The following is a 13,120-nucleotide window of genomic DNA, read 5'->3' on the forward strand; positions in this document are numbered from 1 at the left end:
CGCATGTCCGGCGCCGCGCCTTACCGGTCAGGTGTCCAGCGTCGCCGGATCGAACAGCTCCTCGACCGCGATTTGGCGCCGCGCGAGGTGCTGCGCGGCAGACCAGCGGCAGACCGCCTGCAGCTCCCCGCGGTTCGCCATGACCCCCTGCCGCCAAGGATCGGCACCGAGCAGCGCGTGCAGCGCCGCCCATTCCTCCGCCAGGAAGGGAAACATCGTGGCTGGCGAGCTGGCGGCCAGCGCCGTCTCCCATTCCTCCTCCGCCATGCGCTGCGCGGCGAGGAAGGCGTCGAACAGCGCCCGGCCAACAGCTGGGGCACGCGCCAGCACGTCCCGCCGCACGCCGATGACATGCATGATCGGGAACAGGCCCGTGCGCCGGAAATAGGCCTCCGCCGCCGCGCGCGGATCGGGGAACAGCCGCGTCACGCGTGGATCGCCGGCGGCGAAGGCGGCGGGTGGCGTGGGCGACAGGATGGCGTCGATCTCGCCGGCGAGCAGCGCGGCGTTCAGCGTCGCGCCCTCCGCCAGCGGGCGCACATCCATGCCCGGCGGCAGCTCGAGCGGCAGCCGCTCCTTGCGCCCGGCCGCATTGGTGCCGGCGGTGCGCCAGGCGATGCCGTTCACCTCCACGCCTTGGTCATCGGCCAGGATGCCGCGCAACCAGAGGCCGAGCGTCATCTGGTATTCCGGGATGCCGACGCGCCGCCCTTCCAGGTCCTTGGGCGTCGTGATGCCGGCATCGCGCCGGAGATAGATGCAGCCATGCCGGAAGGCGCGCGCGACGAAGACGGGCAGCGCGACATAGGCCGCATCGCCACGCGAGACCTGCATGATCTGCGAGGAGAGGGAGAGCTCCGTCACGTCGAACTCCGCGCGCGTGACGGCGCGCGGGAAGGTCTGCTCCGAGGCCAGAGGGAGCGCCGCGATGCGCGCCCCCGCCACCGCGAGGCGCCCGTCGAGCAGCGGGCGCACGCGGTCATAGGCGCCGCAGGCGAGCGTGAGGGTGAGCGTCACGTCGCGCGGATGCCGGCCCGCTGCACGGTCACGCGCATGCGCTCGAGCTCGGTGGCGATGAGCTGGCGGAAGGCCTCGGGCGAGCGCGGCGCGGGCTCCGCGCCTTCCAGCGCGAGGCGCTGGCGCACCTCCTCGTCTCCGAGCAGCCCGTTGATCATGGCATTGAGCCGCGCGATCACCTCCGGCGGCGTGCCGGCTGGCGCGACCAGCCCGTGCCACTGCACCAGCTCGAAGCCCGGCACCGCGCGAGCGCCCACAGGCGGCACGCCCGGCACCAGCGGGGACGGCTCATTCGCGCTGACGCCGATGGCGACCAGCCGGTTCTCGCGCGCGGCCGGCAGCACCACCGGCGCGCCGGCGAAGCTGCACTTCACCCGGCCGGAGAGAAGGTCGGCCAGCATCGGACCGTTGCCGCGATAGGGCACGGCGACGAGATCGAGGCCCGCCGCATCCGCGAAGGCCGCCATGGTGATGTGCGAGGCGCTGCCATTGCCGGCATTGCCGTATTCCAGGCTGCCCGGATTGGCCTTGGCGAGCGCGACGAATTCCTCAGCCGTGCGCGCCTGCACGGATGGGTGCACCACCAGCACGGATGGCAGCGTGGCGACCAGCGCCACAGGGGCAAAATCGCGCAGCACGTCGTAGGGGTTGTTCGGGTAGATCCAGGGATTCACCGCGAGCGTGCCGATATGTCCCCACATCAAGGTGTGGCCGTCAGCAGCGCTGCGCACGACGTGCATCGCGCCCACCGTGCCACCGGCGCCGCCGCGATTGTCCACCACCACCGGATGTCCGCCCAACGCCTGCTGCAGCTTCGCCGCCATCGGCCGCGCCAGCAGGTCATTCGACCCGCCAGGCGGGAAGGGCACCACGATGGAGATCGGCCGCGACGGCCAACCCTGGGCCAGCGCGGGCAGGGCCAGCGGAACAGGCATCGTCGCGGCCAACAAGCCAAGCCGGCGTCGGGTGATCATGTGTCGGTGCTCCCAGCGGTGCAGAGCCGAAGCTGGCCCCGCCGCGCCAGCTCGACAAGCCACCCGGGCAGGCGGCCTCATCGGAGAGGCCGTCCATGTGCTTCACCAGGTGCAGTCCGACCATGCGGCGGGTGGACAACCCGGGCCGGCCGACGCCGTCGCGATAGAGCGGGCCGAAAGCGGTGCCGAAGCGCTGCCAGTCGCCCGCTCCAGACAGGAGCCTTGCAAACGCAAATACTCGCGCCAGCCGGAAACCCCGCATTCCTCGGACTTCCGCGTTGTCCACGGCCGACGAGTCTAGTCTAGCGCCGGGCGCGAGGCTCAATCGGCCGACGACGAGCGAGCCCTGACGCCTCACCCCCTCACGATGTTCCTAGATTCAGCCTGGAGTCCGAGGCGTCGCGCAGCGCGTCGCCGACGAAATTGAAAGCTAGAACCGTCAGGAAGATGGCGAGGCCAGGAAACACGCTCATCCACCAGTACTGCCAGCGGTCCATGCCGATGGCGATCATGTAGCCCCAGCTCGGCGCCGGCGGACGCACGCCCAGGCCGAGGAATGACAGCGAGGACTCGGTGATGAGCGCGGTCGAACCGCTAAGCGATGCGTAGATGATGAGATTGCCCGTCACGTTGGGCCAGAGATGGCGCAGGATGATGCGCGTATTGCTGGCGCCCGCGACGATCGCCGCCTTGACGAACTGCCGGCTGCGCAGGCTGAGCACCTCGCTGCGCACGATCCGCGCGAAACCCGGCGCCTTGGCGATGGCGATGGCCAGTGCGGAATTCTGCACGGAGGGGCCGAGGATCGCGACGATGGCCAACGCGAAGATCAGGAAGGGAAAGGCCATCACCGCATCCATCAGCCGCATCAGCAGCGCATCGATCCAGCCGCCGACATAGCCGGCGACGAGGCCTATCGTTGCGCCGATCACCGCAGCGCCGGCGACGGAATAGCCGACGACCTGGAGCGAGATCTGGGCGCCCCATACGATGCGGCTGAAGATGTCCCTGCCGATCTCGTCGGTGCCGAACCAGTGCCGCCAGGACGGCGCCTGCAAGGCGCGTGCAACGATCCGCTGCGGCGGGAACGGCGCGATCCAAGGTGCGAGGAGCGCGGCCACTAGCACGAGGATCAGGAAGGCGAGACCCAGCATGCCGAGCTTGTGCGTGGCGAAGCGCCGCATGTAGCGGCGGGCGGGCGAGATGCCGGCGGACGAAGCGGCCGTGGCAGACATCGCTGCCTCCTCAGTATTCGATGCGGGGGTCGACGACGGCGTAGAGCACGTCGACGAGGACCGAGACGAGCAGCACGCAACAGACGCTGAACAGCACCGCACCCTGGATGGCGGGGTAGTCTCGCGAGAAGATCGCCTCCACCATCATCGAGCCGAGCCCGGGAAGCGAGAAGACCGACTCCACCACCACGGCGCCGCCGAGCAGCGCCCCGACCTGCAGCCCGATCACGGTGATCACGGGTATCAGCGCGTTGCGCAGCCCGTGCCGGATGACCACGCGCGCCTCGGACGCGCCCTTGGCGCGCGCGGTACGGATGTAGTCGAAGCTCAGCACCTCCAGCATCGCGCCGCGTACCTGTCGCATGATCAGTCCGGCGAAGGCGGTTCCGATCGTCACCGTCGGCAGCAGCATCAGCTCCAGGTTGCGCAGCGGGTCCTCCCTGAAGGGCACGTATCCCGAGGAGGGAAGCCAGCCGAGATGCAGCGAGAAGGTGATGATCAGCAGGATCGCGGCCCAGAAATAGGGCATCGCGACGCTCGCCATGGAGATCACGCTGACCACGGTGTCCGCCACGCTGCCCCGCCACTTCGCGGCGATCACCCCGGCAGGGATCCCGATGGCCATGGCAAGCGCGATCGACATCAGGCAGAGCTGGATCGTCACGGGAATGCGGCCGACCAGCATGTCCAGCACATACTGGCCGCGGTAGAGCGAGCGGCCGAGATCACCGCTCAGGATCGCCGTGAGCCAGCGCAAGTACTGGATCGGCAGCGGGTCATCCAGGCCGTAGCGGATGCGGGCGGCCGCGCGCTCCGCCTCGCCGGCATTCTCGCCGAGGATCGCGTAGGTGGGGTCCCCCGGCAGCAGGTTGGTCAGCGCAAAGACGATCATCGAGGCGAGCAGCAGCACCGGCAGCATCTGCGCCAGCCTGACGGCGAGGAACCGGAGGAACTTCAGCATCGCGGCCTCAGAAGATCTCGTCCGAACGCGACTTGTCGCTCAGGATCGCGGCGACGAAGGGCAGCATCCACTTGAAGTGATTCAGCATCAGCCGACGCGTGCGGTTGGGGTCGCGCGCGATGATGGATTCGCCGATGGCCTCGTGGAGCCTTATGTCCTGCTCGGGCACCCGCATGTCGCGTTGCAGGTGACAGACGCGCTGCACATAGCGGACATGTTCGCTGATGCCGTTGAAGGTCTGCAGGATCATCCGGTTCTTCGAGGCGCGGATGATCGTCGAATGGAACTCGTAGTCGGCCGAGAGCCATTCGGCCGGGGAATAGAGCCCTTCCCGCAAGCGCCCGGTAATGGCCCGCAGCTGCGTGGCCTCCTCCTCCGTGATGCGCTCGGCGGCGAGTGCGGCGGCTTCCGTCTCGAGCCCGCGGCGCAGCTCGACGACGTCGTAGAGCCCTTCCGGATAGGTCTGCACCGCGTAGCGGAAGAAATCCTCGAGCACCAGCGAGTTGAGCGGGTTGACCGTGGTCTGCTTGCCCTGCTGGACCTTGACGATGCCCATCACGCTGAGCTGGTCGATCGCCTCGCGTGCCGTGGGCTTGCTGATGCTGAACTCGCGGCAAAGCTCCGCCTCCGGCGGCAGCGCATCGCCGGCCTTCAGCGTGCCGGAGATGATCCATTTGGTGATCTCCTGCGCGACGATCGAGGACAACTTGCGCTGATCGCGTGCCCTGACCGCCGTCATCGGGCCACTCCTTCCTGCCCATGCGGCGCAGGCGCCTGGTTGCGCACCGCCAGGCGATCCGCAATGCCGACGAGATCAGCGGCGCGCCGGAGATGCCGCGCCAGATCGGGCGTGATGACGAGCCCGTCACGCTGCGCACGCGCTCGGGCCTGGCGCGACCGCTCGCCCGGCATCACCACAGCGTCGACGCCGGGCAGCGGCGGACAGCTCACGACGCGGTCGCGGAAGGCGGCCACCTGCCCGCGATAGCGATCCTCTTCCATCAGCTGGCCGACAGAGAAATAGACCGAGAACAGGCTGTTGGTGTGTGGATGCACGGCGCCGGCGGTGGCGAGGATGGTGGAGGCGATCTCGCTGAACACCGAGATGGCGAAGCCCTTGAACTCGCCGAAGGTCGTGACCGCGGCATCCCCGGCCATGAAGGCAGCGGGATCCGCGGTCATCGCGCCTTCCTTCGTGACCAGCCACGGGGCGTCGAGCAGCGTGCCGCGATCGAAGGCCTGCTTGATCGTGCTGCCGGAGACGGCGGAGGTCGCGCAATCCAGGATGATCGGATCGGATGCGCCAGGGCCCGGCAGGCCCAGCGCGATCGGGTTGGTGTTCAGCCTTCCCTCCCTGCCTCCGAAGGGCGCGACGGGCCCCTCCCGCGGGATGCCCTGGCCGAAATGCAGGGAGCCGACGCCCGCGGCGGCCGCGAGCTCGGCCCATCTGCCGTTGCGTCCGAGATGGCCGGAGCCGGAAAGGCACACGAGCGCGACACCGTCCCGTCGCGCACGCTCCGTGCCGATCCGCGCGGCGAAGACGCCGGTGATCTGCCCGAAGGCGCGGTTGCCTGCGATGCGCGTGATGCTGCCCGACCCGCTCTCGATCGCGGGGCGCGCCCGGCCATCCACCTCCCCGCGCTGCAGCCGCTCGATGTAGAAGTCGATCTGCCTCGATCCATGCGTATCGTGGCCGGAGATGTCGGCATCCACCAGCGCCTCCGCCACTTCCGCCGCGATGTCGGGCGCGCAACCGGCGGCCCGCAGGATGTCCGCCAGCGCCGCCTCAAGTTCCGCCGGGTCGAGACGGGCTGGCGTCATATCGCGCCCTTCATCGGCACCCATTCGGGCCGTCTCTGGTCCTTCGGCCAGGTCCCGTAGTAGTCGCCGACCTCGTCGAAATGCCTGGCGTAGAAGCGCAGCTTGTCGCGATCGATGGACACGCCAAGACCCGGGCCGGTCGGCACCGCGATCTTGCCGTCGCGATAAGCCATCTTGCCGCCCTCGATGATGTCGTCCTCGAGGTAGTGGTAGTGGGCGTCGCCCTCGAAGGTCATCTCGGGAATGGACGATGCGGTGTGGAGCATCGCGGCGAGTTCGATGCCGAACTCGGTGCCGGAATGCATCGCCATTCCGAGCCCGAAGGTGCGACAGACCGCGGCCAGCTCCTGCACGCCGCGCGGCCCTTCCCAGTAGTGCAGGTCGGTCAGGATGATGTCGGCGGCGCCAAGCCGGATGCCCGGCGCGAGGTCGTCGAACTTGGCGGGATACATGTTGGTGGCGATCGGGATGCGCACACCGGCGCGCACCGCGGCGTTGCCTGTCAGGCCCCAGGCCGGATCCTCGAAGAACTGGATGGCGAGCGGTTCCAGCCGGCGGCCGATGCGCAGCGCCGTCGGCACCGACCAGACGCCGTTGGGGTCGATGCGCAGCCCGAAGCCCGGACCCAGCCGCGCTCGGCAGAGCTCCAGCACGCGCGCCTCCTCGTCCGGGTCGAGCACGCCGGCCTTGAGCTTCATCGCGTTCACACCGAGCGTCTCGTGCAGTTCCACGCAGTGATCTGCCGCGTCCTCGGCGCAGGTGTCGTCGCGACCGTCCTTGCGGTCGTAGCGCCAGAACAGATAGGCGATGAAGGGGATCTCGCTGCGTACCGCGCCCCCCAGCAGGTCGCTTACCGGGCGGCCAAGCACCTTCCCCTGGATGTCGAGGCAGGCCATCTCGATCGCCGCATAGATCAGCGCGTTCGAGAGATAGTAGGCCGAGCGCAGCATGCGCAGCTTGATGGCGTTGAGGTTGAACGGATCGAGACCCGTCAGGTGCGGCCGGAACTTCTCCATCGCCTTGCGCTGGTCGCCGCCGCCGACCTCACCGAGGCCGACGATCCCCTCATCGGTGATCAGCTCGATGATGGTGCGCTGGAAGCGACCGGGATGGACGCCGGTGTTGTGACGCAGCTTCGCATTCACCGGAATGGCCGCGCAGGTCACGCGGAAATCGACGATCTTCATGGCGTATCCCCTGGCAGCGAACCATCGACGACCACGCAGGCGAGCTTCCGCCCTTCGCCGAGATCGCGCAGCGGCGGCACGATCTCCGCGCAGCGCTGCTCGGCGATCGGGCAGCGCGTGCGGAAGACGCAGCCACTCGGCGGGTTGATCGGGCTCGGCAGCTCGCCGCGCAGCACCTCGCGCGCCGCGCGCTTGTCGCCGTGGAGTCGCGGTGCGGCGGACAGCAGCGCGCGGGTGTAGGGATGCAGCGGCCGCGCGTAGAGATCGTCGGCGCGCCCGATCTCCACGATCGTGCCGAGATACATGACGATCACGCGGTCGGAGACGTAGCGCACCACCGCGAGGTCGTGCGCGACCATCAGCATCGAGAGGTGGAACTCGCGGCGAAGCCGTTCCAGCAGCTCGATGATCTGCGCCTGGACCGAGACATCGAGCGCCGAGACGGGCTCGTCCGCCACGACCAGGTCCGGCCGCACCGCGAGCGCGCGGGCAATGCCGATGCGCTGGCGCTGGCCGCCTGAGAATTCATGCGGGTAGCGGTCGGCGTGTTCGGGCCGCAGCCCGACCTGGCCAAGCAGTTCGCCCACCAGCGCCCGACGTTCGGCGGCGCTGGCGCCGATGCCGTGGATCTCCATCGGCTCGGCGATGCTCGCGCCGGCGGTCAGCTTCGGGTTGAGGGAGGAGTAGGGGTCCTGGAACACCATCTGCAGCCGGCGCCGATAGGGCTGCAACGCCTTGGGCCCGAGATGGCTGATGTCGATGCCGTCGAAGCGGATCTCTCCCGCGTCGGGCTCGTAGAGACGCAGGATGCATTGCGCGACCGTGGTCTTGCCCGAGCCGGATTCGCCGACCAGGCCCACCACCTCGCCGCGCCCGACCTCGAAGCTGACATCCGTCACGGCACGCACCGGAGGCTTGCGCCGGGCGAAGCTGCCGCCGCCGAACCATTTGCGCAGGCCGGTCACGGCGAGCAGGGGATTGGCCGCCGTCACGACAGCGCCTCGGCGCCGATCCGCTCGCAACGGACGTGGTGGCCGGGCCCTGCGTGGTGGAATTCGGCCGCGGCGGAGGGCTTATCGCAGAGGCCTGGCCGGAACCGGTCGCAGCGCGGATGGAAGGAACAGCCCGGCGGCAGGTTCCGCATGTCCGGCATCGCGCCGCGGATTGCCGAGATCGCCTCGTGCCGCCCGGCGTCGATGCGTGGGATCGAGCGGATCAGGCCCTGCGTGTAGGGGTGAGCGGGATGGTGCAGCACCGCAGCGGCCGGGCCGGTCTCCACGATGCGGCCGGCATACATTACCGCCACGCGGTCGGCGACCTCGGCGACCACGCCGAGATCGTGCGAGATGAACAGCATCCCCATGCCGAACTGCGCCTGGATCGCCTTGATCGTCTCCAGGATCTGCGCCTGGATCGTCACGTCGAGCGCGGTCGTCGGCTCGTCCGCGATAAGCAGCTGCGGCTTGCACGCCAGCGCCATCGCGATCATCACGCGCTGGCACATGCCGCCGGACATCTGGTGCGGGAAGGCCTGTGCGCGCAGCGCGGGCTCGGGAATGCCGACGACGGTCAGCAGATCGATCACGCGACGACGGAGTTCGGCGGTGGAGACCTTCTCATGCAGGCGGATTGCCTCGGCGATCTGCTCGCCGACCCGCAGCACGGGATTGAGCGAGGTCATGGGGTCCTGGAAGATCATGGCCATCTTCGCACCGCGGTAGTCACGCAGCCGCGCCTGCGGCATGGAAAGCAGTTCGACCGACGCATCGCGCTCCAGCGCAAGCGTCACCGTGCCGGCGATCGCCGCGGCCGGGTGCGGCAGCAAGCCCATCACCGCTAGGCTGGTGACCGATTTACCGGAACCGGATTCGCCCACCAGGCCCAGCGTCTCGCCGCGACCGATCGCGAAGGACACGCCATTCACCGCCGTGACCGTACCATGTGCAAAGCGGACCGAGAGATTCTCGACGCGAAGAAGCGGCGTGTCCGTAGGAGTCATGCGATCCAGTTCATCCAAGGCAACTCCTATCCCGCCGGCGATGATCGCGTTCGGGCGCGGAGGGAAACAAGCCCGTCCGCGCCCGGCGGATGCGCCGCGCCGCTTGCTAGTCGAGCCAGGTGCTGGCGATATCCCAGATGCCGCCACCATCGACGGTGACGTTGCGCAGGTTACGCCGCATCACGTGGCGCGCCTCGCGGAACATCAGGAAGGCGTAGTAGGTCTTGTCCACGATGATGCCCTGCGCGCGGTGGTAGTGCTGCTTGCGTTCTTCGCGATCCAGCGAACGACGCCCGGCATCGATCGCGGCGAACAGCTCCTCGTCGCCGGTGATGTTGGCGAAGTTCTGCACGGCATTGCGGCCGAAGTGGAAGTCGTAGATCTGCACGGGGTCTGGGCGCGGGACGTTGTAGCGTGCCTGGAAGATGTCCCAGTTGCCGGAATCGCGGATCGCGGTGATGGCGCTGCGGTCCGGTGCGTTGATCTCGACGGTGACGCCGACATCGGCGAGCTGCTGCTGCACCACCTGGGCGATCTGCGTATCCGGCTCCCGCTGCACGATCAGGAAGGAGAGCTTGAGCCCGCGCGGGTGCCCGGCCTCGGCGAGCAGGCGGCGCGCCTGGGCGGGATCATGCGGGACGATGGCCGGATGGTTTGGATTGTAGTCCCAGCCGGACGGCGCGGCCGGACCGCGTGCGACGGCGCCGTACCCCTCCGCGACGAGATCGAAGATGAACTTGCGGTCCACCGCCAGGCTGATGGCGCGGCGCACGCGGGGGTCGTTCATGGGCGCCTTCTGCGTGTTGAAAGCGATCCACTGCATGACCCCCGGCGGCACCTTCAGCAGGCTAAGGTTCCGGTCGCGCTCCACCGTCGCATAGTCCGTCGGCGGGATGTTGTCGGCGATGTGCAGTGCCCCGGATCGCGCCTCGATCAGCTTCAGGGCAGGATTGGTGATGAAGCGCACGCGCAGCGATTCGGCGTAGGGCAGCGCCTGACCGTCCGCACCCTGGCGCCAGTATGACGGATTGCGCGCCAACTGCACATGGCTTCCGACTACCCATTCGCGGAAGATGAACGGCCCCGTGCCCACGGGATTGAGCCCGTAATCCTGCACGCTGCGCGCGGCGAGCGCACGGGGTGAGGACATCATGCCGGCTTCTACTGCCAGCGAGGCGAGGATGCCGGCGTTGGGTTCGCTCAGGGTGAGCCGCACGGTCGCGCTGTCCACCACATCCACCGAGGTGACGCTGCGCAGGTCGATTGCGCGGGCAGCGCCAATTCGCGGATCGCGCGTGCGGTCCAGATTGACCTTGACGGCTTCGGCGTTGAACGGCGCACCATCGTGGAATGTCACACCCTGGCGCAGGCGCAGGACGACCACGCGCCCTTGGTCCGCGACCTCCCACGCTTCCGCCAGCCAGGGGGCGATGCTGCCATCCTCGTTCAGCCGCAGCAGCGCATCGAAAATGTGGCCGGTGGTGTAGCGGTCGCTGGTCGGCGCATTGCCCATCACCGGATCGAGGCTGCGCGGCTGAACATCCGTCGAGACGACGATGCGGCCGCCGCGCTTCGGCGCGCCCTGCGCCCATGCGGAAGACCCGGCGACCGCCGTGCCCGCAAGGGCGCCTACTTGCAGCAGGGTGCGCCTGCTGATGCCGTCAAAGGACGCCATTCAACCCTCCCAGGATCTTATCGACCTTATCTAGATATCTTCAACGCGGTGTTGGGTCAAGATGACGCAGTTCGTAACTTGAGATGCGGACGTAAATTACGCGGCGAACCGCATTTCTGCGCCCGCAGTCGAATATGTGCGGTTGGTGCTGCCAAGCCCGGATTGACCACCGCGACAAAAGATATCTAGATATGATCAGCTTCTTCAGGAGGAAACCGGGCATGCAGCCACCGAAGCCCATCATCCGGCCAGATCGCGCTCTGCTCGACGGTCTGCGCGCGATCGGAACCGCCAAGCTGTCCAGCGTCATTCATCGCATGGGCTATGACAGCGTCTTCATGGAAGGCCCGACCCGCGCGCATGCTGCCGGAGTCTCGCTTGCCGGACCCGCCCTGACGCTGCAATTCATGCCGAAGCGGCGCGACATCTATGGCGACGACGAATATGCCAACCCCGAGGCCCAGCTCCACCGCCACGTGCTCTACCAAGTGGAGCCCGGTGACTTCGTCGTGGTGGACGCGCGCGGCAGCATGACAGCCGGTGTCTTCGGCGAGATGATGCTCGCCTATTTCAAGGGCCGCGGCGGCGCGGGCATGGTGATCGATGGCTGCATCCGGGACTATCCGAATGTCAGCAAGCTCGACATTCCCCTCTGGGTGCGCGGCTTCACGCCAAACTTCCACACCCAGACCGGCATGATGCCCTTCGCAGTCAACGTGCCGATCTCCTGCGGCGGCGTCTTCGTCCAGCCCGGCGACATCATCGTTGCCGATGACGACGGCGCCATCGCCGTCCCCGCGGTTGCGGCGAAGGAACTGCTGAAGAAGGGCTCCGTCTGGCACGAGTGGGAGGACTATTCGCGCATCCGCCTGCTCGAGGGCGGCGACCTGCGCCGCTACTATCCGCTGGCCGATGACGCGCGCGCCGAGTTCGAGGCGTGGAAGGCTGCGCAGGCCGCTTCGCAGGGTTGAGCGCGGCGGCGTCCAAATCGCGAGCCCTCACGCATGGGCTTGGGCGTCACAGGCGGTCGGTTGGGACGAAGAGGATCTCAGGAGGCGTGTGCGCGTACGGGTCTGATCGCCGGGTGATTGGGCAAAGCTGCCCCCACCTCGGGGAGCACGCTTCTGTTGCGAAACACGGCGTTGAGCAACCGCGTAGTGCGTGGTTCGCGCTCGAAGTACGGATTTCGGGCAAGTGGGAGTCGAACCGCAGTATGTGCCGATCGCGCCGCAAGCGGCCTTTGACCAAGGTTCTTGAGTTCCGTACCAGATCGGCCAAGTCAGGAGGTCTGGAGAGAATTGGCCTCCGGAGAGCGACTTTCGGTTTTCTCTGCGCCAGGCCAGTAAACAGGGCTGCCCTGAGAACCCCGGGAAACCTGCCACTCAGCGCGGCGGTCGGTCTGGCGGAGGACGGGACGCCCAGAGGGAACTGGCGGAGCGAAGGGGATTCGAGCCTGCGATACGGCCTGCTGCCGCATCATGTGAGCACCGTTCGGCATAAGCCGATGCGGGTCCCCGCATCCAACGTTCCCATTACTTCTCGACCAACACCCGAACGGCCGTTCTCCACCCGGGGAACGGCCGTTTTGCCGTTCGCGCCCTGCTCGGCCTCCGCGGCATGCAGGAGCGCCGCCAGGTCGCCCCGCAGCGACATCGACACCTCCCCCCGACGCTCCCTGGGGTGGATCAGGATCGCGTCGATAAGCGTCCGCAGCGCCTCGCTCGCCGCCAGCATCGTCGCCGGGTCCTTCAGCGCCTCCTCCAGCGCCTCGACGCGGCGGCGATACAGCGCCGGCACGAAACGCTGCCGGTTCCAGATCCGCTCGCCGATATACAACCGGTTGCGCAGCATCCCGGTCTCCCGCGCCGCTCCGCCGAGCAGCAGGGAAGCGGTCCACTTCCCGTCACGGGGGCCCGGGATACCCTCGGCGTTCAGCGCCCTGGCGATGGCGCGGGGCGACTGACCGCCAGCGTAGGAAGCGAACACCCGCCGAACCACCGCAGCCTCCTCGGACGCGATCTCCGTCTCGCCAGTTATTGGCGTGCCGTCGGCACGCAGTCCGCGTCGGACCAGGTAGCCGTAGCTCTCCCGCGCTTCATCGAGGAGGTCTACAACCGCAAACGGCTGCATTCGGCTCTGGGATACCTGAGCCCAGCGCAGTTCGAGGAGCAGAAGGCCCGGCGCCCAGTCAAAGCTGCCGCCTGATGCCTGTCCGGCTCCAGGGGCCCACTCCACACAGGGGTCCTTTTTC

General features: G+C 68.1%; 12 protein-coding genes. 1 reads left to right on the forward strand and 11 read right to left on the reverse strand.

Translation table 11 applies throughout. From position 1 onward, the window contains the following. Positions 1 to 27: 27 nt before the first annotated feature. From E4T13_RS00100 to E4T13_RS00150, 10 genes are all read right to left on the reverse strand, one after another. Complete coding sequence (locus tag E4T13_RS00100) at positions 28 to 1,017, reverse strand: 4,5-dihydroxyphthalate decarboxylase (protein ID WP_137176237.1); 990 nt, start codon at positions 1,015 to 1,017, stop codon at positions 28 to 30. Then, positions 1,014 to 1,991 carry a tripartite tricarboxylate transporter substrate binding protein gene (locus E4T13_RS00105; RefSeq protein ID WP_240790930.1) on the reverse strand — a complete coding sequence of 326 codons (978 nt, stop codon included), beginning with the start codon at positions 1,989 to 1,991 and terminating at the stop codon, positions 1,014 to 1,016. The genes E4T13_RS00100 and E4T13_RS00105 overlap by 4 nt, the downstream gene beginning before the upstream one ends. Positions 1,992 to 2,353: 362 nt before the next feature. Then, the gene (locus E4T13_RS00115) at positions 2,354 to 3,226 is read right to left on the reverse strand and encodes an ABC transporter permease (protein WP_137176239.1); all 873 of its coding nucleotides are present in this window, start codon (positions 3,224 to 3,226) and stop codon (positions 2,354 to 2,356) included. 10 nt (positions 3,227 to 3,236) lie between these two features. After that, complete coding sequence (locus E4T13_RS00120) at positions 3,237 to 4,187, reverse strand: ABC transporter permease (RefSeq protein ID WP_170984712.1); 951 nt, start codon at positions 4,185 to 4,187, stop codon at positions 3,237 to 3,239. A 7-nt stretch (positions 4,188 to 4,194) separates the two neighbouring features. Next, entirely contained in the window at positions 4,195 to 4,926 is a 732-nt protein-coding gene (locus E4T13_RS00125) for a FadR/GntR family transcriptional regulator (protein WP_137176240.1), read from the reverse strand. Further along, positions 4,923 to 6,008, reverse strand: a complete 1,086-nt coding sequence (locus E4T13_RS00130; RefSeq protein ID WP_170984713.1) for an Ldh family oxidoreductase — start codon at positions 6,006 to 6,008, stop codon at positions 4,923 to 4,925. The genes E4T13_RS00125 and E4T13_RS00130 overlap by 4 nt, the downstream gene beginning before the upstream one ends. Further along, positions 6,005 to 7,195 carry an enolase C-terminal domain-like protein gene (locus tag E4T13_RS00135; protein WP_137176242.1) on the reverse strand — a complete coding sequence of 397 codons (1,191 nt, stop codon included), beginning with the start codon at positions 7,193 to 7,195 and terminating at the stop codon, positions 6,005 to 6,007. The genes E4T13_RS00130 and E4T13_RS00135 overlap by 4 nt, the downstream gene beginning before the upstream one ends. Then, a complete protein-coding gene (locus E4T13_RS00140) occupies positions 7,192 to 8,187 on the reverse strand; it encodes an ABC transporter ATP-binding protein (RefSeq protein ID WP_137176243.1) in 996 nt (331 codons plus the stop codon). Before E4T13_RS00140 ends, E4T13_RS00135 begins: the two co-directional genes overlap by 4 nt. After that, entirely contained in the window at positions 8,184 to 9,194 is a 1,011-nt protein-coding gene (locus tag E4T13_RS00145) for an ABC transporter ATP-binding protein (RefSeq protein ID WP_137176244.1), read from the reverse strand. The genes E4T13_RS00140 and E4T13_RS00145 overlap by 4 nt, the downstream gene beginning before the upstream one ends. 106 nt (positions 9,195 to 9,300) lie before the next feature. Then, positions 9,301 to 10,869: an ABC transporter substrate-binding protein gene (locus E4T13_RS00150; protein ID WP_137176245.1), complete on the reverse strand. Its 1,569-nt coding sequence runs from the start codon at positions 10,867 to 10,869 to the stop codon at positions 9,301 to 9,303. Between the two features lie 221 nt (positions 10,870 to 11,090). Between E4T13_RS00150 and E4T13_RS00155 the strand changes: the two genes are divergently transcribed. Further along, complete coding sequence (locus tag E4T13_RS00155; protein ID WP_137176246.1) at positions 11,091 to 11,840, forward strand: ribonuclease activity regulator RraA; 750 nt, start codon at positions 11,091 to 11,093, stop codon at positions 11,838 to 11,840. A gap of 505 nt (positions 11,841 to 12,345) precedes the next feature. On the opposite strand, the gene E4T13_RS00160 is transcribed toward E4T13_RS00155, so the two are convergent. Further along, entirely contained in the window at positions 12,346 to 12,999 is a 654-nt protein-coding gene (locus E4T13_RS00160; RefSeq protein WP_137176247.1) for a recombinase family protein, read from the reverse strand. Positions 13,000 to 13,120 lie beyond the last annotated feature (121 nt).

The sequence above is a fragment of the Roseomonas sp. AR75 genome (assembly GCF_005222815.1).
In the GTDB taxonomy this organism is placed as follows: domain Bacteria; phylum Pseudomonadota; class Alphaproteobacteria; order Acetobacterales; family Acetobacteraceae; genus Falsiroseomonas.

Excerpts from the sequence above, each read along its gene's own strand:
- E4T13_RS00105 (WP_240790930.1), bottom strand. The coding sequence starts at position 1,991 with ATGATCACCCGACGCCGGCTTGGCTTGTTGGCCGCGACGATGCCTGTT.
- E4T13_RS00115 (WP_137176239.1), bottom strand. The coding sequence starts at position 3,226 with ATGTCTGCCACGGCCGCTTCGTCCGCCGGCATCTCGCCCGCCCGCCGC.
- E4T13_RS00120 (WP_170984712.1), bottom strand. The coding sequence starts at position 4,187 with ATGCTGAAGTTCCTCCGGTTCCTCGCCGTCAGGCTGGCGCAGATGCTG.
- E4T13_RS00125 (WP_137176240.1), bottom strand. The coding sequence starts at position 4,926 with ATGACGGCGGTCAGGGCACGCGATCAGCGCAAGTTGTCCTCGATCGTC.
- E4T13_RS00130 (WP_170984713.1), bottom strand. The coding sequence starts at position 6,008 with ATGACGCCAGCCCGTCTCGACCCGGCGGAACTTGAGGCGGCGCTGGCG.
- E4T13_RS00135 (WP_137176242.1), bottom strand. The coding sequence starts at position 7,195 with ATGAAGATCGTCGATTTCCGCGTGACCTGCGCGGCCATTCCGGTGAAT.
- E4T13_RS00145 (WP_137176244.1), bottom strand. The coding sequence starts at position 9,194 with ATGACTCCTACGGACACGCCGCTTCTTCGCGTCGAGAATCTCTCGGTC.
- E4T13_RS00150 (WP_137176245.1), bottom strand. The coding sequence starts at position 10,869 with ATGGCGTCCTTTGACGGCATCAGCAGGCGCACCCTGCTGCAAGTAGGC.
- E4T13_RS00155 (WP_137176246.1), top strand. The coding sequence starts at position 11,091 with ATGCAGCCACCGAAGCCCATCATCCGGCCAGATCGCGCTCTGCTCGAC.
- E4T13_RS00160 (WP_137176247.1), bottom strand. The coding sequence starts at position 12,999 with ATGCAGCCGTTTGCGGTTGTAGACCTCCTCGATGAAGCGCGGGAGAGC.